At 66.4% G+C, this 18,158-nt stretch carries 18 protein-coding genes; 8 read left to right on the forward strand and 10 right to left on the reverse strand.

Annotation, left to right across the window (positions count from 1 at the left end; all coding sequences use genetic code 11):
- Positions 1-14 precede the first annotated feature (14 nt).
- The 3 genes from ACZYZF_RS25590 to ACZYZF_RS25600 all read right to left on the reverse strand — a co-directional run bounded on the left by ACZYZF_RS25590 (position 15) and on the right by ACZYZF_RS25600 (position 4,724).
- Positions 15-1,010, reverse strand: a complete 996-nt coding sequence (locus tag ACZYZF_RS25590; RefSeq protein ID WP_463837160.1) for an esterase family protein — start codon at positions 1,008-1,010, stop codon at positions 15-17.
- A 163-nt stretch (positions 1,011-1,173) separates the two neighbouring features.
- Positions 1,174-2,574, reverse strand: coding sequence for a mechanosensitive ion channel family protein (locus ACZYZF_RS25595; protein WP_463837162.1), 1,401 nt, complete (start codon positions 2,572-2,574; stop codon positions 1,174-1,176).
- A complete protein-coding gene (locus ACZYZF_RS25600; protein WP_463837163.1) occupies positions 2,571-4,724 on the reverse strand; it encodes an adenylate/guanylate cyclase domain-containing protein in 2,154 nt (717 codons plus the stop codon). The genes ACZYZF_RS25595 and ACZYZF_RS25600 overlap by 4 nt, the downstream gene beginning before the upstream one ends.
- Positions 4,725-4,785: 61 nt before the next feature.
- Here ACZYZF_RS25600 and ACZYZF_RS25605 point away from each other — a divergent pair, with 61 nt between their 5' ends.
- The gene (locus tag ACZYZF_RS25605; protein ID WP_463747841.1) at positions 4,786-5,226 is read left to right on the forward strand and encodes a DUF1810 domain-containing protein; all 441 of its coding nucleotides are present in this window, start codon (positions 4,786-4,788) and stop codon (positions 5,224-5,226) included.
- On the opposite strand, the gene ACZYZF_RS25610 is transcribed toward ACZYZF_RS25605, so the two are convergent.
- From ACZYZF_RS25610 to ACZYZF_RS25620, 3 genes are read right to left on the reverse strand one after another with little or no spacing between them, the layout of a single operon-like run.
- The gene (locus tag ACZYZF_RS25610; protein ID WP_463837165.1) at positions 5,210-6,517 is read right to left on the reverse strand and encodes an alpha-amylase family protein; all 1,308 of its coding nucleotides are present in this window, start codon (positions 6,515-6,517) and stop codon (positions 5,210-5,212) included. The genes ACZYZF_RS25605 and ACZYZF_RS25610 overlap by 17 nt on opposite strands.
- Complete coding sequence (locus tag ACZYZF_RS25615; protein ID WP_463747843.1) at positions 6,510-6,989, reverse strand: nucleoside deaminase; 480 nt, start codon at positions 6,987-6,989, stop codon at positions 6,510-6,512. Before ACZYZF_RS25615 ends, ACZYZF_RS25610 begins: the two co-directional genes overlap by 8 nt.
- A gap of 36 nt (positions 6,990-7,025) precedes the next feature.
- On the reverse strand, positions 7,026-8,612 hold the full coding sequence (locus ACZYZF_RS25620; protein ID WP_463837327.1) for a hypothetical protein: 1,587 nt from the start codon (positions 8,610-8,612) through the stop codon (positions 7,026-7,028).
- Between the two features lie 162 nt (positions 8,613-8,774).
- Between ACZYZF_RS25620 and ACZYZF_RS25625 the strand changes: the two genes are divergently transcribed.
- On the forward strand, positions 8,775-9,404 hold the full coding sequence (locus tag ACZYZF_RS25625; RefSeq protein WP_463747844.1) for a PaaI family thioesterase: 630 nt from the start codon (positions 8,775-8,777) through the stop codon (positions 9,402-9,404).
- On the opposite strand, the gene ACZYZF_RS25630 is transcribed toward ACZYZF_RS25625, so the two are convergent.
- Positions 9,401-11,422, reverse strand: a complete 2,022-nt coding sequence (locus tag ACZYZF_RS25630) for an FUSC family protein (RefSeq protein WP_463837166.1) — start codon at positions 11,420-11,422, stop codon at positions 9,401-9,403. The genes ACZYZF_RS25625 and ACZYZF_RS25630 overlap by 4 nt on opposite strands.
- 85 nt (positions 11,423-11,507) lie before the next feature.
- Here ACZYZF_RS25630 and ACZYZF_RS25635 point away from each other — a divergent pair, with 85 nt between their 5' ends.
- Positions 11,508-12,251, forward strand: coding sequence for an EthD domain-containing protein (locus ACZYZF_RS25635; RefSeq protein WP_463837167.1), 744 nt, complete (start codon positions 11,508-11,510; stop codon positions 12,249-12,251).
- Positions 12,252-12,288: 37 nt separating this feature from the next.
- A complete protein-coding gene (locus tag ACZYZF_RS25640; protein ID WP_463747847.1) occupies positions 12,289-13,044 on the forward strand; it encodes an enoyl-CoA hydratase/isomerase family protein in 756 nt (251 codons plus the stop codon).
- Here the strand turns inward: ACZYZF_RS25640 and ACZYZF_RS25645 are convergent.
- Both ACZYZF_RS25645 and ACZYZF_RS25650 read right to left on the reverse strand, forming a co-directional pair.
- Positions 13,041-13,256: a (2Fe-2S)-binding protein gene (locus tag ACZYZF_RS25645; RefSeq protein ID WP_463747848.1), complete on the reverse strand. Its 216-nt coding sequence runs from the start codon at positions 13,254-13,256 to the stop codon at positions 13,041-13,043. The two genes, ACZYZF_RS25640 and ACZYZF_RS25645, sit on opposite strands and share 4 nt — an antisense overlap.
- A complete protein-coding gene (locus ACZYZF_RS25650) occupies positions 13,256-13,891 on the reverse strand; it encodes a fatty-acid--CoA ligase (protein ID WP_463837168.1) in 636 nt (211 codons plus the stop codon). The genes ACZYZF_RS25645 and ACZYZF_RS25650 overlap by 1 nt, the downstream gene beginning before the upstream one ends.
- Positions 13,892-14,133: 242 nt before the next feature.
- Here ACZYZF_RS25650 and bfr point away from each other — a divergent pair, with 242 nt between their 5' ends.
- The 4 genes from bfr to ACZYZF_RS25670 all read left to right on the forward strand — a co-directional run bounded on the left by bfr (position 14,134) and on the right by ACZYZF_RS25670 (position 17,715).
- Complete coding sequence (gene bfr, locus ACZYZF_RS25655; RefSeq protein ID WP_209916222.1) at positions 14,134-14,613, forward strand: bacterioferritin; 480 nt, start codon at positions 14,134-14,136, stop codon at positions 14,611-14,613.
- 136 nt (positions 14,614-14,749) lie between these two features.
- Entirely contained in the window at positions 14,750-16,813 is a 2,064-nt protein-coding gene (locus tag ACZYZF_RS25660) for an MDR family MFS transporter (protein WP_463747850.1), read from the forward strand.
- 42 nt (positions 16,814-16,855) lie between these two features.
- The gene (locus tag ACZYZF_RS25665) at positions 16,856-17,338 is read left to right on the forward strand and encodes a carboxymuconolactone decarboxylase family protein (RefSeq protein ID WP_463747851.1); all 483 of its coding nucleotides are present in this window, start codon (positions 16,856-16,858) and stop codon (positions 17,336-17,338) included.
- An 11-nt stretch (positions 17,339-17,349) separates the two neighbouring features.
- Positions 17,350-17,715 carry a VOC family protein gene (locus ACZYZF_RS25670; protein WP_463747852.1) on the forward strand — a complete coding sequence of 122 codons (366 nt, stop codon included), beginning with the start codon at positions 17,350-17,352 and terminating at the stop codon, positions 17,713-17,715.
- 12 nt (positions 17,716-17,727) lie between these two features.
- On the opposite strand, the gene ACZYZF_RS25675 is transcribed toward ACZYZF_RS25670, so the two are convergent.
- On the reverse strand, positions 17,728-18,144 hold the full coding sequence (locus ACZYZF_RS25675) for a nuclear transport factor 2 family protein (protein WP_463747912.1): 417 nt from the start codon (positions 18,142-18,144) through the stop codon (positions 17,728-17,730).
- Positions 18,145-18,158 lie beyond the last annotated feature (14 nt).

An 18,158-nucleotide genomic window follows, 5' to 3' on the forward strand; every position in this document is an offset into this window, starting at 1 on the left:
GGGTGGGTGGATTTCTAGGTGGCCGACTGAGCGCCGAGCACCCGCTGGATGTCGGGCAGCATCTGCTGCAGCTGCTGTCCCCAGTAGCCCCAGGCGTGCGTGCCGTTGGCCGGGAAGTTGAACACCCCGTTCGTGCCGCCGGCCGCGATGTAGTTGTCCCGGAAGGTGACATTGGTGCGCAGCGTCAACCCTTCGAGGAACTGGGCTGCCATCAGGTTGCCGCCGTTGGTCCCCGAATCGAGATCCGACGGGGTTCCGGTGCCGCAGTAGATCCAGATGCGGGTGTTGTTGGCGACCAGCTGGTTGCTGTTGACCATCGGGTCATTGCGCTTCCAGGCGGGGTCGGTCGACGGGCCCCACATGCTCTCGGCGTTGTATCCGCCGGCGTCGTTCATCGCGAGGCCGATCAGCATCGGCCACCAGCCCTCGGACGGGTTCAGGAAGCCCGAAAGCGTTCCGGCATAGATGAACTGCTGCGGGTGATGGATCGCGTAGGTCAGCGCCGCGCTGCCCGCCATCGAGATGCCGACGACGGCGTTGCCGGTCTGCGAGACGCCACGGTTGGCGGCGAGCCAGGTGGGAAGTTCCTGGGTCAGGAAGGTCTCCCACTTGTAGGTGTAGTCCTGACCGTTGCCCTTCGAGGGCTGGTACCAGTCGGTGTAGAAACTGGACTGCCCGCCGACCGGCATGATCACCGACAGACCGGAGCCGTTGTACCACTCGAACGCCGGGGTGTTGATGTCCCAGCCGTTGAAGTCGTCCTGGGCGCGCAGTCCGTCGAGCAGGTAGACCGCGTGCGGTCCGCCGCCCTGGAACTGGACGCGGATGTCGCGGTTCATCGACGGCGAGAACACGTCGAGGTACTCGACCGGCAGACCCGGACGGGAGAATGCCCCAGCGGTCGCCGAACCTCCTGCGAAACCGATCAGCGCGGGCAAGGTAGCGGCTGCCATTGCTCCCGCCGCCAGTCGGCGCGTCCACGCTCCGCGAATCTTGTTGAGGAACTTCATAACGGCAACCAACCGTCCTTTCTGCACGTGTGCCAAGCAGTTTGCCGCTTGCTCCGGTAGTGAAACACGCGCCACATGAGTCACACGCGTAACAACACCGCTCGCGCAGATCGCGGTTTACTAACGGTTGGAACTCGGCGCCGAGACCCTAGGGCTACGACCCTCAGCGTCCGGCCGCGGTCAGGGCCTGTTTGACGTTGGCCCGGCGCTCCTCGATCGCCCGGCCGATGTCCTGCAGCAGCACCGGCTTTCGCGATACGAGGTCCTCGATGCAAGCGCGGTCGAATTGCGCGACCGTGACCTCGGTCAGTGCGTATGCCGTGGTGGTGACGGGTTCCCGGGTCAGGGCGGTTTGACCGAGAAAGTCGCCCTGCTCCAAGGCGAGCACGGGGACGAACAGATCGTCCACGTCGGCGACGGCCAGTTGCACCGTGCCGGCGACGATGAAGGTCATCTTCTTCGGAACTTGACCGACGACCTGGATGACCTCGTCCGTGCCGTAACGGGTGAGACGGGCGTGCGGCAGCAGATCGAGCTGATCCTCCGGGCTCAGACGCAGGGTCGGTGCGATGAGACGAAGCGTCTGCTCGACGCGTTCGGTGGTGGCGAACTCGTCCTCGGCCTCATCCAGATGCAGACCTGCGCGTCGCGAGGCGTACCACGTCCAACGCAGAAACGTGGATCTGGCGGCGAAGTCGTCGGCCGGCGAATGCAGCGGGATCAGGGTCTTGTACTGCAACGAGCCGGCGGCCACCGTGGACACCACACCGTCGCGACGTAGCTGGGGCAGTCGGCGCGCGACCTCGTTGAGTACGCGGCAGACCTCGTCGGGCGCGTCGTCCACGGCGAACACGGTGATCACGGTGATGGTGTGTGCGCCGGGGGGACGGCTCAGGTTGGCGAACGATCCGCCGGCCAGCACGGAGTTCGGGATCACCTGCAGGCCGCTGCCGGTGTCGATGTGGGTCGCGCGCCAGTTCACCTCTACGACCCGCCCGCGCGCGGACGGGGCGTCGACCCAGTCGCCGAGCCGGAACGGCTGCTCGAAAAGCACCAGAAGTCCGGAGATGATCTGGCCGACCGAGTTCTGCAGGGCAAGCCCAAGCACGATCGAGGACACGCCGAGGGCCGTGAAAAGGCCACCGACGTTGGCGCCCCAGATGTAAGCGAAGATCAAACCGATGCCGACGGCGATCAGTGCGAACCGGGCAACGTCCAGGAATATCGACGGAATGCGTTTGCGCCAGCTGCCTTCCGGGGCGCTCTGGAACAGCGTCGCGTTGAGCCCGGAAAGCAACAGGACCAGGACGACAAAGCCGAACACCGTCGCCACGATCCGCACCGGTGTGGTTTCACCGGAGATCTGCATCGCCTGGATCAGCAGGATCAGCAGTGCACCCAGCGGCAGGATGTAGGTGCGGACCAGGTGCACCGGCCCGGCCAGGATGCTGCCGCGCCGGCGCAGTGCGCTGTGCAGTTCGGTGAGCAGAACCAGGCAGACCGGAAAACCGACTGCGACACCGACGGCCCAGTAGAACCACGGGGCGTCGAGCACGCTGTTCACCGTCGGTCCTGTAGTTGCCAGATCGGTTCGTCGGACCCGTCGACCTGCACCGTGCCGGCCGGCCGGAGGTCGCGGGTGTCGCCCATGGCCTCGAACACCCGCTCGGTGACGTACACGCCCGGCTGCGGTGAGCCACGTTGCACCCGGTAGGCGAGGTTGACCGCCGAACCCCACATGTCGTAGGCAAGGTTCGAGCGTCCGACCAGACCGCTGCTCACCGCGCCGGTGTCGATACCGGCGCGCAGGTCCAGTGCCGTCCCGGCCTCGGTGTTGAACCGTTCGATGATGCGCTGCATTTCGAGTGCGAAGTCGACGGTGCGTCGCACGTTGTCGAGCCTCGGCACGCTCAAACCGGAGCTGGCCCAGTAGCCGTTGCGCAGGGTGCGAACCCGTTCGACGCCCAGATCGTCTGCGGCGGCATCGAATTGGTGCACCAGACGGTTGACGATGGCCAGGGCCTCCTCCGATGGCATTCCGGACGTCAGTTCGTCCAACCCGACCGTGTCGGCGAACAGGACCGTCACGTTGTGGTGGTCCTGCGCGATCGTCTCTTCGCCGTCCCGGTAGCGCTGCACCACCGACTCCGGCATGAGGGTGCGCAGCAAGCGGTCGTTCTCCCGGCGCTGCTCGGCGAGCAGATCCTCCTTGATCGCCAGGTTGCGGCTCATGTCATTGAATGCTGTTGTCAGATCACCGAATTCGTCCCTCGATTGCACAGGCAGCGAGATGTCGTAATCGCCGGCGCCGATCTGCCGGGCACCGGCTTCCAGTCGGCGCAGTGGGCGGACGAACAACCGCGCCAACAGCATTGCCGCCAGACACACCAGGAAGGTGATGACGACGGTCGACAACACCAGCGTGCGGGTGAATGTCGCGACCGGAGCGAACGCCTCGGCCGTGTCGATCTTCGCGATCACCGTCCAGTTCAGCCCATGCAGATTGACCGGTGAGTAGGCCTGCAGAGTTTCATTGCCCAGATAGTCGTCCTCGATCACGGTGCCACTCTGGCCGCGTAGGGCCAGCCGGGTGGCCTCTGTCTCCACCGGTTGCACCAGTGTGGTTCCGTGCTGGCTGAGTGATTTCGCCGCAACAGCCGGGGGCGTTCCAGCGTTGATCACGTCATGTTCGAACTTCTCGGGATTCTCGATAAACAAGCGTGAGTCCGACCGCATCAAACCGTCGGGACCGACCAGAAATGTCTCGCCCGTCGCACCCATCCCGGCGGATTCCCACTGCTTGTCCGCTGTCATCATCCGGTTGATCTTGGAGATCGGGAACTGGAGTGCGAGGACCCCCTCGACCCGGCCCGGAGGGCCGACCGGGGCCATCATCCAGGCCGTGGGCTCGTCGGCAGGTTGGTAGTCGCCGAAGTCGGTGACCCCGACGTAGTCGACGGCGTTCGACGCCAGGGTCTTTTCGTATGCATCCCGCAGCAGGCTCTGCCGGTATGGGCCGGTGACGACGTTGGTGCCGAGGTCCACACCCTTGTAGGCGCTGTAGACGACATTGCCCGCGGTGTCGAGCAGGAGGGCATCCTCGAACTGGAAGCGTTCGACGATCTCTCGGAAGTAGTCGTTGAACCTCGCGTTCGCGGCCGACCAGGCGCTGCCGTCACGGGCATCGTCAACCCTGATCGCCTTTTCCGGGTCGGCAAACGGTGCCGTGTAGTAAGCCTGCAGATATTTCTGCGCGTTGGAGGTGGGCAGCAGTCGGGAGACGTCCACCGTGTCGCCGGTCTGCTGCTGTTCGTCCGGCTTGAACTGGGTGTTGTAGTAGTCGACGACCGATTGCCACTGTTGGGGGTTGGTCGTCGAGGTGTTGAGCTGACCGAAGCCACCGGAGAACGCCTCGACCGCTTCGATGGTGGTCGTCCCTCGGGTGTACACGATCAGTGAATCCTCGAGGTCGGCGAACTTCGATTCCAACTGCCGTGCCTGGGATTCCCGCAGCTCGGTCAGGCGGTCGAATACCGACTGCCGAAGCGATGACCTCCCGGACTGGTATCCGATCGCGCCGACGACGGCAGCCGACAGAATGCTGGTCACCAGCAGCATGACCAGCAACTTTGACTGGATGCTGATCCGGGACACCGCGCGCCGATGCGCACTTCCGGTGGGAGCGACGCGCTCGGCGTCGGCTGTTGTAGTCATTGAATCCCGAAGATTAGCTTGTCACGATGTATTACGTGGGGCTGCGCGACAAACTCCGGTCATGACTGACCAGTTCGACTTGCAGAGATTCGTCGACGCCCAGGCCGGCGTCTATGCCGGCGTTTGCGCCGAGTTGCGGGCCGGCCGCAAGCGCAGCCATTGGATCTGGTTCATCTTCCCGCAGTTGCGGGGGCTCGGTCGTAGCTCGACGGCCGACCACTACGGCATCGGGTCTTTACGGGAGGCCGGCGCCTACCTGGCCCACGACGTCCTGGGTCCACGGTTGCGGGAGTGTGTTCGGCTGGTTACGCAGGTCGACGGGCGGTCCGCCGAGCAGATCTTCGGCCGGCCGGACTGCCTCAAGGTCCGCTCGTCCATGACGCTGTTCGCGGTGGCCGCCGCCGATGAGGCCCAGCGAGCAGACTTCCAGGCCGTGCTGGACAAGTTCTATGACGGGCTCGGGGATCCGTTGACCCTCGAAATGCTCAGTGCGGCTGGATGATCAGCCATCCGTGCGGAGGAATTTCCGGGTGGCTGATGTCGTCCTGCGGTGGGGCGCCCGAACCGGCGATCATCCGGCCCGACGTCACCCCGAGGTCCGGCAGCGACACGGGCAGCGGCGCGTCGTCGATGTTGAGCGCCACGATCAGGGCCTCGGAGCCGGCGTGGGTCCGATACACGTAGCCGGTGTTGGTCAGCAGCATGGGCGCGGTCCGCGCCGTGTGCAGCCAGGGATGGCGCCGGCGCAATCCGATCAGGTACTGGTGCAGCCGCAGTGAATCGGAATCGTCTGGGGGAGTGGTAAATTCGGGCCGGACGGCGTCGTCGCCGCCGCGGCGTTCCTCTTTGAGGCCGCGGTAGGCCGACTCGTCGCCGGCGTAGATGCTCGGGGTTCCGCCGCTGGTCATCAACAACACCAGCGCATGCTCGAGGTGTGCTGAATTCTGTAGCTGGCTGGCGATCCGGGTCACGTCATGGTTTCCCACGAAGGTCAGCGGTACGAACGTGTCGAGAAAATCGTTGTGCCGCTTCAGCGCCCAGTCCAGTTCGTGGAAGTTGCCGTCGTTGAGGCTGCTCCAGGTCGCCTTCCACAGCTCGTACTGGGTCACCGAGTCGAAGGTGGAGGCGTGGACGGTCGCGGCGTAGTCACCGTGGATCACCTCGCCGACGAACCACGCTTCGGGGAACTCGCCACGCACCGACGGCAGCACCTGCGCCCAGAACCGGTCGGGTACCGCGTACGCGGCGTCGAGGCGCCAGCCGTCGGCGCCGCGGCCCAACCAGTGCCGCATCACCGCGGCGGTGTGGTCCACCACCTCTGGCTCGTCGTGGTTGAGCGCGATCAGCTCGTCGTGACCTTCGAACGTATCGAATCGTGATGCCTTGCCGCGGCGGCGAAACCAACGGGACGCGGGGTGGTCGGGGCCGCCGTCGACGGCCTGCCGGTACTGGTCGAATTCGGTGCCCACATGGTTGAACACGCCGTCGAGCAGGATGCGCAGCCCGCGTTGCCGGGCCTCGGCCACCAGATGGTCGAAGTCGCTCTCGTCGCCCAGGCGCGGGTCGATGCGGAAGTGGTCGGTGGTGTCGTAACCGTGGGTGCGTGAAGCGAAGATCGGGCCGAGCGCGATTCCGGAGGCACCGAGTTGCACGGCGTGATCCAGCCATCCGACGACCCGGCGCAGCCGGTGCTCGTCGGGCGACGGTCGTGGATCTGCGGGGAACGCGCCGACGAAACCCAGTGGATAGATCTGCCACCAGACGGCATGCGCGACCCAGGACGGCTCAGACACGAAACTTCGCCGCGTACAGATCTTTCATGGTCTCTGCCAGGTCCCGCGCCGGCCCGTCCACCTCGAGGCCGGGGGCCACGGTGGCGATCGGCAGGGCGGCCACCGGACCGGCCGGCACACCCCATTCGGACAGCCAGCCCACCAGCTGCTCCGACGAGGTGGCGTAGACGATCCGGCCCAGCCCGACCCAGGCGTGCGCCGCGGAGCACATCGGACAGTGCTCACCGGAGGTGTACACCGTGGCGCGGGCGCGGTCCTGGGGGCTCAGGTGCTCGACGGCCCAACGGGCGATGGCGAATTCGGGATGCTGGGTGGCATCGCCGTCCTTGACCCTGTTGCGGTCGGCGAACACCGTGGCTCCGGTGTGATCGACCAGGATCGACCCGAAGGGCTCGTCGCCGTCGTCCAGCGCTTCGCGGGCCAACTCGACACATCTGCGCAACTGACCGAGGTCGTTCTCGCTGATAGCCACGTCGGCGAGTTTACGCCCGGGGCGACGCCGGACCGATCAGTCGCCGCCACAGCAGGCGTTCGTCACCTGCAGGCGGCACGCGCACGAGGCCTGCACCGCGACGTCCGCGCGGGCCAGCGCCAATTCGAGTTGCTGCCCGATGATGACGGCCTCCGCGTCGCGGCCCAGCCGGCGCAGGCATTCGTGGTAGCCGTGCAGGCTCCACACGTTGTTCGGGTGGTGGCTGGACCGGCTCAGCGCGGGGTCAAGGCCCAGGTCGGCGGCGTAGACAACGGCGGCCTCCTCGACATGCCCCTGCTCGAGCAGCAGTGCCCCGTAGGCGTGGCGGGTGGGCTGCATCCATCCCCATGGCTCGTCGTAGGGCAGCGCGTCGTCGAGTTCGATTGCCCCGCGCAGATGGGCGAAGGCCGTCTCGTAATCGCCTTCCCTGTAGGCGATCTCACCGTTCAGCATCTTCTCGGCGATGGCCAGGATGTCCCGACTGGTGTTATTGAACAGATACCGCGTGTCCGGGATGCGCCGGTATGCCGCGATGAAGTTGTCCCGCTCGGTGCGGGCCTGCTCAACCTGTCCGGTGGCGGCGTACGCGACGCCGCGGCCGTAATGGATGGTCGCCGTCGTGGTGCAGTACAGCTCCGGATCCGCGGGCAGCGGTTCGGAGATCAGATCGGCCCAGCGACCGAACCGCACCAGCACATGCACCCGCAACGGGGCAAAGGCCTCCAGCCAGTCCGCCATCGGCGGCGAGGCAACCGAGAGCACCTCGGGGGTCAGCTGTGCGGCCAGTTCTTCGGCCGCGTCCAAGGCGATCTGTGAACTGCCCTCGAACATGGCCGAATACACCACGAAATGCAGGTCGTGCGCCCGGTACAGCGAATAGAAGTTCAGCGCGCCCTCGCGTGCGACGAATTCCCTGTCGGCTTGTACCGCAGCCAGATTGGCGTTCACGGAGTTGCGGTAGTAGCCGCACAACACGTCGATGTGGCTGGCCATGTGTTGCAGATGCCCGGCGTCGGGCACCAGCCCACGCAGCAGGTCGGCGGCGGGTAGCGCGGCCTGCGGTGTCGTCGACATCTCCATCGCGTGGATGTAGAGGTGCAGCACGCCAGGATGTTGCCGGCCGGCGGCGGTGGCCAGCGCGGCGTCGAGGATCCGTTTCGCTTCCACCACACGCGATCCCGGCGCCGGCTCACCGGTGCGGCCGTCCCACAATGCCCACGCGGTCACGTTGAGGAGGGCATCGGCAGCCAACGTCTGCACATCGATGTCCTCGGGATGGGTCACGGCCAGCGCCACCATCGCGTCGGCGTAGGCGGCGTGCCCGGCCGTCAGGGCGTCGGTGTCATCGGGGTCGGCGGTCGGAAATCGCTTCTGGAGAGCGCAGATCAGGCCGCGCTCCACCACCGAGGCGCGGCCCGCTCCGGCGCGGTCGAGTTCGGTCCGGGCGCGGTCCAGCGAGGTGCTCAGATCGGTCGGGTCGAACGCGTCCCACGCCTTGTTGTAGTTGGGGCCGACGGCGTAGGCGATACCCCAGCGGGCGAGGGCAAAGTCCGGGTCGAGGTGCAGGGCACGCTCGAAGCACCGGATGGCCTCCTCGTGGTTGAAGGCATACGACCAGACCATGCCGCGGTCGAACCAGACCTGGGCCGGGACCGAGGGCGTCTCCGTCGGCCGGTGATAGCTCCCCAGCCGGTAATACGGTTCGGTCTCGGCGGGATCTGTCACGGTCCCGACGCTACCCCGGGTGGCTCGACACCGGCGCGTCGAACATGTTCTAGTGCTGGGATGCCGGGTTACACCCATGTCGAGGGTCTCAGTTCTGTGGACGTGCAGCGTCTGCGGTCGGTGTGGGCGCCGTTGGCCGGTTCGGTGCGTGCGCTGATCGACGCCAGCATCCGCTCGGAGGTCGACGCTGACGAGGTGGCAGCGGTCCGGGCCCAGATCGACGACGCGACCGCGCGGTTGCGGGCCAAACAGATCGACGGCCCGTTCGGTGTCCGCTACACCTCCGAGGGTGACCGGATGCCGTGGGGCAACCCGGCGATCGGTATCCGGAACCCGATCGCGCCGCCATTGGTCATCGTCAAGGATCCAGACGGCGGGGTGCGGACCGATTTCCACCTGGGCGCGCCCTACGAGGGCCCGCCAGGTCACGTGCACGGCGGGATGGTGGCGATGGTGCTCGATCATGTGCTGGGCGAGGTGGCTGCCAGCGACTCGGATCGCCCGAGGTTCACCGGCACCCTGACCATCCGTTACCTGCGCGCCACCCCGCTGGGCGATCTGCACGCCGAGGGGCGGATCACGCGCACCGACGGGATCAAAGCCTTTGCCTCCGGCCATGTTTCCGACGCCCAGGGAATCACCGCCGAGGCTGAAGGGGTGTTCATCCTGCCGAAATGGGCGCGGGGCTAGCGCGCGTCATCCGCGGGTTCCACCCGATCGATCGCGATGTCCTGCAGGCTGCGGGTGATCGTGGTCAGTTCGCCGATCAGAATGCGCGCCGCGCCGTTGTCGGCGGACAGCGTCGAGGCCACGTTGTGCACCCGCCGCAGGGCCGTCGACAGTTCAGCGGTGTCCAGGCTCCAGGGCACCGCGGGGCTCGGTGGCGCGCCGCGCAGGGCCTCCACGTAGTCGTCCACCGCAGCGATGAACTCGCTGTGCAGGGCCGACGAGGGGTGCGTCGGCAGGCTGTTCTCCAGCGTGGTGCAGGCGCTGGTCACCGAATTCAGCGCGGCGCGGTAGGTCCGCAGCCAGCGCCGCAGGACCGGAGGTTCCAGGCTGGTGGCGCCCCACGCGGCCTCGAATGCCGCGCGGGCCCGGAAGGCCCGCTGCCAGGCCGCCGACAGGATCTCGGCCGGGTGGTCGATTTCGTGTACGAATGCCTTGATCACCAGTGCGGCGTAGTCGATCTCGGTCATCAGCAGTTCCCCGGCGCGTTGGCGCAACCGGATGAGGGCGTGGTCGGGCAGTGCCACGTGGGCCATTACGGCCAGGGTGCCGCCGATCATCACGGCGAACAGTCGGTCGGTGTTGCCCGACCAGGGCGCGGACGCGCTCACCCCGACCGCGAACATGGCGATCGCGCCCACCGTCGCGCCGACCGCGAGATAGCCGAACTGCGCGACACCGTAGGCCAGTCCGACGAACGCCAGCGCGCAGATCGTCGAACCGATCGGCCCGGGTTGCCACATGAGCGTGAGGATCGAGGCGACGACGATGCCGACGCCGAGGCCGGCCATACGTCCGGCGCACCGCGTGTAGGTGTGCGCCGTTTCCGGCCGCAGCACCACCACGACCGTCAGGGGCATCCAGTAGCCGTGCTCCAGCCCGCCGTAGCGGGCTGCTGCCACCGCCAGCGCGGTGGTCACCGACAGCCGGATGGCGTGCCGCAGGATCGGCGAGGTCCAGGTCAGGTGCGATCGGACCACGGACGGTGCCGAGGCCAGCGAGCCGATCAGGTCGGGCCGGTGCAGCTGGCCGAACCTCAGCACCGCGGCCTCCCGCAGCTGTTCGCAGAAGCGTTGTGCCAGCGCCGCTTCGGGTCCGGTCACGGCGGAAGTGGCGGTGTGAACCCGCACCAGGGCGTGCTCGGCGTCGCGGCGCGCGGTGTGACCGTGGTCGGCGATCGCGTCGAGCAGCACCGCTGCGGCGGTCAGCAGCTGGGGTAGGCCCGTGCCGCCCTGGTTCTCGACGTCGGTCGAGCTGTCACGGTCAGCGGTGGAGCGCAGGGACGCCAAGGTGCCGGCGAGACGCTCGGGGAGGCGATATCCGCCGTGATAGGCACGTGGCCGCTGGCTCACCTGACTGTCGGCGAACACCTCACGTAGCCACGTCAGCGGGGCGTCGTCGACTGTCGCTGTGCAGTCGGCGGCGACGTTGCGGGCGTCACCGGCCAACGACTGGTAGGCCCGGGTGAGTCCGTCGCGCTGGGCACGCCAGCGTCGCGGTGGCCACACGGCGATCAGCGCCGCCTGGACCACTCCGGCGACGATGACCAGGGCGGGCGCCAGCAGTGACTGGCCCACCGTCGGTGCGACCGGCGGCGCCAGTACCAGCAGCGCGCTGGCCGCTGAGGCCACCAGGCCGGCGTTGGCACCCAGCGACCACTGCATGCCCGCGGCGAAGCACCACAGGGCCACCACGCCGATGAAGATGGGGCTGTGCCCACCGGCGAGGGTGCCGAGCAGCACTGCGATGGCCAGTTCCACGGAGCCGGTCACCACCAGTGGCACCCGGCCGCCGGGACTGCGCTGCAGCGCGATCGCACCGGCGATCACGCCGCCGCCCAGTGTCCACATCGCTGTCGCACCAGAACCCAACGCCAGGGCGAGCGCAGTCACCGCCAGAACGCCGATCAGGCTTCGGGCCACCGCACCGGCGTCGGGGGTGTTGAGCCGGAGCGCGTCGGCTGCCTGCCCACCTGTGTGCACCGCACCATTCTCACTCGCAACCCGCCGCCGGTGGTACAACCGCCCACGCGTGGCGCGGATCGGTTCGCCGGTAGGTTCTCCCTTCGTGGAGAAAGTCATCGTTCTGCTACGTGCCCCGCATTCGGATCAGCAGTGGTGTCAGCGGCTGCGCACAAGTGTCGCCGACGAACTGCTGGCGCTCGGGCTGCCCGGCCTGACCATCAATGTCCGGGACGACGCGGTGCGGGAGTCGTTGATGACGCTGACGACGTTGGATCCTCCGGTGGTGGCGGTGGTCAGTCTGTGGGCCCGCCAGTACTACGGCGAACAGGTTTCGCGGGCGTTGGAAGTGCTTGCTGCCGAATGTGATTCGCTCGCGGCCTATCTGGTGACCGAATCGGTCCCGATGTGCGCGCCGGTGACCGGGGTGGGCGAGCGGACCGATGGTCTGGCCAATATCGCGCTGCTGCGCCGGCCCGTCGACCTCGATGAGGCCACCTGGCTACACCGCTGGCACCGCAACCACACCTCGGTGGCCATCGAAACCCAGGACACCTTCGGCTACACCCAGAACACCGTGGTGCGTGCGCTCACCGAGGACGCCCCGGCGATCGACGGCATCGTGGAGGAATTGTTCCGCCAGCAGGCGGTGTCGGATCTGCACGCGTTCTTCGGTGCTGCCGACGACGACGATCTGGCCGATCGCATGCGCAAGATGGTGGCCAGCACCGACGCCTTCGGCGCCAGCGCCAACATCGACACCGTGCCGACCAGCCGGTATGTCTACTCCAGCCCGTTCGCCGGCCCGCCGGTAGACCCGGGCGACGAGAGTGGAACGTGTTCTAGTTAGGCTGCAGCGGTCACGGCGCGAACTCGAGGAGTGAGAGATGACCCTGCTGATCGAGGACAACAACCGGGTTCGCACGTTGACCCTCAACCGCCCCGACGCGCTCAACGCGTTCAACGAGGCGCTGTACGACGAGACGACGGTCGCCCTACGGGCGGCCGCCGAGGATCCCGACGTCGCAGTGGTGTTGCTGACGGGTGCCGGCCGGGGGTTCAGCGCGGGCAACGACCTCGTCGAGATGCAGGCCCGTATCACCAACCCGGAATCCACCCCCGGTGAGCACGGGTTCTACGGAATGCTCGACGTGCTCGCGGATTTCCCGAAGCCGTTGATCTGTGCGGTCAACGGGGTCGGCGTGGGTATCGGCGCCACCATCCTCGGGTTCGCCGACCTGGCGTTCATGTCGTCCTCGGCGCGACTGAAGTGTCCGTTCACCAGCCTGGGCGTGGCGCCCGAGGCGGCCTCGTCGTATCTGATGCCACGGCTGCTCGGCAGGCAGAACGCCGCGTGGCTGCTGATGTCCTCGGAGTGGGTGAGCGCGGCCGAGGCCCGCGAAATGGGTCTGGTGTGGAAGGTCTGCGAGCCCGACACGCTGCTGACCGAGGCCAGGGGATACGCAGAAATCCTTGCGGCCAAGCCGATTTCCAGTTTGATCGCTGTCAAACAAGCCATGATGGCGCCGATCCGCGACCAGATCTCGGCGGCCGTGGAGCGGGAGAAGGCACTGTTCGTCGAACTGGTGGGCGCGGCGGCCAACGTCGACGCTCTGGCTCAGTTCGCCGATCGCAAGCGCTAGCGGGTGGCCCGCGACGGGCAGCCGTTGAATGGGGTGGGGCACCCCTCGGCCGCCTGATGGGCGGCGATGATGGCGCGGATGGTGCGCCGGCACCGTCCGCAGTCGGCGCCGGCGCCGCAGGCTTCGGCCACTTCCTTGGATGTGGTGGCGCCGGACTCCACGATCTCGTTGACAACCTGACTGGTCGCTCCGGTACAGAGGCAGACGAACATCAGTCGTCCTGTCCGTCGACGTCCATGATGTACGCCAACTTGCCCACGAACAGGCTGGGGTAGGCCCCGAATCCGGCCGTCGTCATCCACTCGGCGGCGGCGTCGGGGTGGTCGATCCACTGTCGGGCGCTGATCTCGTCGGAGACCTCCTGCAGGATCATCACTTCCTGGCCGTCGTCGAGCGCCTGATAGACCCAGATCTTGCGGATGCCGCCCTGCTCGAAGCGCTCCAGACCGTCGTGCACCTTGCGCATCAAGGTGGGAACGTCGTCGACGGTGGCCACCGCTCCGACGATCACGCCCGCCACGTGCCCCTCCGGGGACGGCTCGGTCAGGTCGATCTTCTCCACCACTTCGCCGCCGAATATCGGCGGAATATCTTCGACGCCGGAAATATCGAACCACTCGAAAATTGCGGGCGAACGCAGGACATCGCGGATGGACCGGGCATGTCGAATGCCTATTGTCACCAATACCCGGCCCGGTTCCCAAATTGATTTGTAGAGCACCACGTGATGAGCGCCGATAGACAACAGTCCTGAGCGATGTTTCCTCATCCATTTCCACATTTGTTCGACATCGTCGACGCGGAAATCGCAGGACAGAATGAGCGAGTGCAAGTCGTACTCACTCATTTCTTACCGGCCTTTCTTTCGTGGTGTCCCAAGAGATTAGCGCAGTCTAACCTTAGTTAGGACAGCCAGTCCACTCTTCGTGGCCACGCCTCGGTCCCACTGCCGCCGAGGGTCGCGCAATGTCGCACGAACACGCCGAATTGGGTGTTAATCATTGCGTCACGCCAGGCTTTCTGGACTAGATTGGATGTGCACGGCAGACGGCAACACTTGACCAGCCCTCAAGGTGCTTAGGAGCGACGATGCAAGGCGATCCCGATGTTCTGAAATTGCTCAACGAGCAATTGACGAGCGAACTCACTGCAATTAACCAATATTTCCTGCATTCGAAGATGCAAGATAATTGGGGATTTACCGAATTGGCGGAACACACCCGCGCGGAGTCCTTCGAAGAGATGCGGCACGCGGAGACCATCACCGACCGAATCCTGCTTCTGGACGGTCTGCCCAACTATCAGCGGCTGTTTTCGCTGCGCGTGGGTCAGACGCTTCGGGAACAGTTCGAGGCCGATCTGGCGATCGAGTACGAGGTGGTCGCTCGGCTCCGTCCGGGGATAATCATGTGCCGCGAAAAAGAGGACGCGACCTCGGCGCGGATCCTGGAAACCATCTTGGGTGACGAGGAAGGTCACATCGACTACCTCGAGACCCAGCTGGAGCTGATGGAGAAGTTGGGCGACGCGCTCTATGCAGCGCAGTGCGTCTCCCGCCCGCCGCAATAGCTTCGGCGTTTCGGTTCAAGCCGCCCTGGGTAGCCGGTCAGCCGCCGGTTGCCTGGGGCGGCTTTGTCCGTGCTGTAACTTTCATAGGCTATCTAACGATATCGCTGGTGAACCGGCAGGCCGGCGAAAGGAAGTTATGACCAGCCCGACAACGACAACCGCCGAGCAACCCGCCGGCGGTCCGATCCTGAGCGTGCGCAGACGCAACCTGGTGTTCGTCGCGGTCCTGCTCGGAATGCTGTTGGCCTCCCTCAACCAGACCATCGTCGCCACCGCGCTTCCCACGGTCGTGGCAGACCTGGGCGGTGCCGGTCATCAGGCATGGGTCGTGACCAGCTACCTGCTGGCCTCCACCGTCGTCACCGCCGTTGTCGGGAAGGTCGGCGACATCTTCGGCCGGAAAGTGGTGTACCAGGGCGCGGTCCTGTGCTTCCTCGCCGGATCGGTCCTCAGCGGCCTGTCGGGATCGATGGCCATGTTGGTCGCGGCGCGGGCGCTGCAGGGGATCGGCGGCGGCGCGATCATGGTGACATCCTCGGCGCTGATCGCCGAGGTCATCCCGCTCCGGGACCGCGGGCGGTATCAGGGTGCGCTCGGCGCCGTATTCGGCGTCACCACCGTTGCCGGCCCGCTGTTGGGCGGTTTCGTCACCGATCATCTCGGCTGGCGGTGGGCCTTCTGGCTGAGCATCCCGGTCGGCGTCGTGGTCCTGATCGTCGCGGCCGCCACGATCCCGGCAATGGCCTCCCGTGGCCCGCGCCCGCTGATCGACTATGCCGGAATCGTGTGGGTCGGGATCGGGGCCTCCGGTCTCACGCTGGCCACCAGCCTGGGCGGCGAACTGGCCTGGACCTCGCCGGCCATCATCGGATTGGTCGTCGGGTCCGTCCTGGCGCTGGCGATGTTCGTCCGGGCCGAAACCCGGGCGGCAGAACCGATTCTGCCGATGCGCCTGTTCCGAAATCCGGTGTTCACCACGTGTTGCGTGCTGTCGCTGGTCGTCGGCTTCGCCATGCTGGGTGCCTTGACGTTCATGCCCACTTTCATGCAGTTCGTCGACGGCGTATCGCCGTCCGAATCCGGCCTGCGCACCATGCCGATGGTCATCGGGCTGCTGATCACCTCAACCGTCAGCGGCAGCCTGGTGGGCCGCACCGGCCGGTACAAGATCTACCCGATCGCCGGTACCGCGATCATGCTCGTCGGGTTCGTCCTGCTGTCGCGCATGAACGCCGCGACCCCGATTCCGCTGCAATCGCTGTATCTGCTCATCCTGGGCGCCGGTATCGGCATGTGCATGCAGGTGCTCGTTCTCATCGTGCAGAACACGTCGGACTTCAGCGATCTGGGCGTGGCGACGTCGGGGGTCACGTTCTTCCGGACCATCGGCAGTTCCTTCGGTGCCGCGATCTTCGGGTCGTTGTTCGTCGGCTTCCTGTCGGATCGCCTGCCCGGTGCCCTCGCCGCCAGCGGCGCGCCATCGGTGGCGGGGGCATCTCCGGCGGCGCTGCACGAACTACCGCCCGAGGTCGCCGCCCCGATCGTCGACGCCTATGCGGATGCGCTGGACCTGGTGTTCCTTTGCGCCGCGCCGGTGGCGCTGATCGGCCTGATCGTCGCGCTGTTCCTCAAGGAGGTGCCACTCCTCGAGTCGGAGGCGACGATGGCGGGCGATCTCGGCGAAGGCTTCGGCATGCCGAGCTCGGAATCGGCGGACCAGGTGCTCGAGACCGTGGTCAGCCGGCTGATGCGCAGTTCACCCGAGATCCGGCTGCGGAACGTTGCGGGCGGGTCGGGGTGCGAGCTCGATGTCGCGGGGCTGTGGGCGCTACTCAAGATCTACCGGCACAGCCAGATATTCGGCGCGGCTCGCCTGACCGAGATCGCCGACCGCCTGGTCGTGCCCTTCGAAGTGCTCGAGCCGACCTTCAACCGGTTGGTGCAGGACGGGTATGTGTTGCGCACCGGAGACAACCTGTGGCTGACCCAGAGCGGGGTGCGGCAGGTCGACGGCGTCTCGGCCGCACTGGTGGAACGGATCGTCGACAAACTGGGCGATTCGTCGTCGTTCGAGGGCCGCCCGGACCGGGCCCAGGTGGAGGCCGCGCTGGAGCGCATCGCGCACCGGGTCGTGGTGCAGCGGGACTGGGGAGACGACGACCGTGCCACGGAGCTGACCGGCTCGGGAACCAAAAACTAGAACTTGTTCCAGAACTGCCGAATATTGCGTACGATTCGGCCCATGAGCCGTATCGGAGAATTTCCCGACGACGACGTGGCCGGCTGGATCTTGAAGTCGCCCGAGATCGGCACCGCGATGGCCAACTTCACCAACGCGGTGTACACCAAGGGCCGGCTGCCCCTGCGGGTGCGGGAGCTCGCTCGGATGGTGATCGCGCTCGACAACGAGTGCGTGGTGTGCCAGAACACCCGCGACTCCGACGGCGCCGCGGCCGGAGTGGACGAGGATCTCTACGATCACGCCGCCGAGTGGCGGACCTGGCCTGGCTACAGCGCGCAGGAGCGGATCGCCGCCGAGTTCGCCGCGCGCTTCGCGAGCGATCACACCGGACTGCGCGATGACGAGGACTTCTGGGAGCGCGCGCGTGAGCAGTTCGACGCCGAACTGCTCACCGACCTGGCGCTGTCGTGCGCGATGTGGCTCGGAATGGGCCGGATGCTGCGGACTCTCGACATCGGCCAAACCTGCAAGATCACGCTGTAGCCTGCGGAGCCATGATCGGAAGCCTTCGCTCTATCGTGCTCGACTGCCGGGATCCTCGTGCGCTGGCCGCCTTCTACGCCGAGGTGCTCGGCGGTGACGTGGCCGCCGAGGACGACACGTGGGTGGTCGTCACAGACCCGGCGGGCCGACGGCTCGCCTGCCAGTACTCGCCGCAGCACGAGCCGCCGTTATTTCCCGATCCGCGGGGGTCACAGCAGATTCACCTCGACATCCAGGTCGACGACCCGGATGAGGCCCAACGTCAGGTGCTGGCGCTGGGGGCGACCCGGGTCACCGATGCCGTCGGTGAGACCTTGTTCCGGGTGTTCCGTGACCCGGCCGGCCACCCGTTCTGTCTGGTGTGGGGTATCGACTGAGCGGCTGAGCCGTCAGACCAGCGCGGTGGCGTCGAACACCCACGACATGTCGGCCGTGGCGAAGTTCTCCAGCCAGTCCGGCGGGGCGTGGTTGGCCAGGGCACTCATGTCCCAGTAGTCCTTCCACAGCGTCACCTTGCCGTTCTCGACCCGGTGCACGGTGACGAACTTGAGCACGGCGGATTCACCTGTCGCCCAATGCCATTCCTCGTGGTGTTCGTACATGGCATCACGACCGTTGTCGACCAGCAGGCCGGGGAAGTTCTCGTAGGAGGCCAACGGTTCGAGACCGATCTTGAGCCGCTTGACGATGTCTTCGGGGCCCCTGGCGGCCGCGGCCGGGCCCACCGGCATGTCCAGGTAGATGCAGTCGTCCGACAGGTACGTCTTGAGAAGTTCCCAATCGCGTTCCGACAGCGCCTTCCACATGCCGTGGACGGTTT

It is taken from the genome of Mycobacterium sp. IDUB_24, assembly GCF_055419385.1.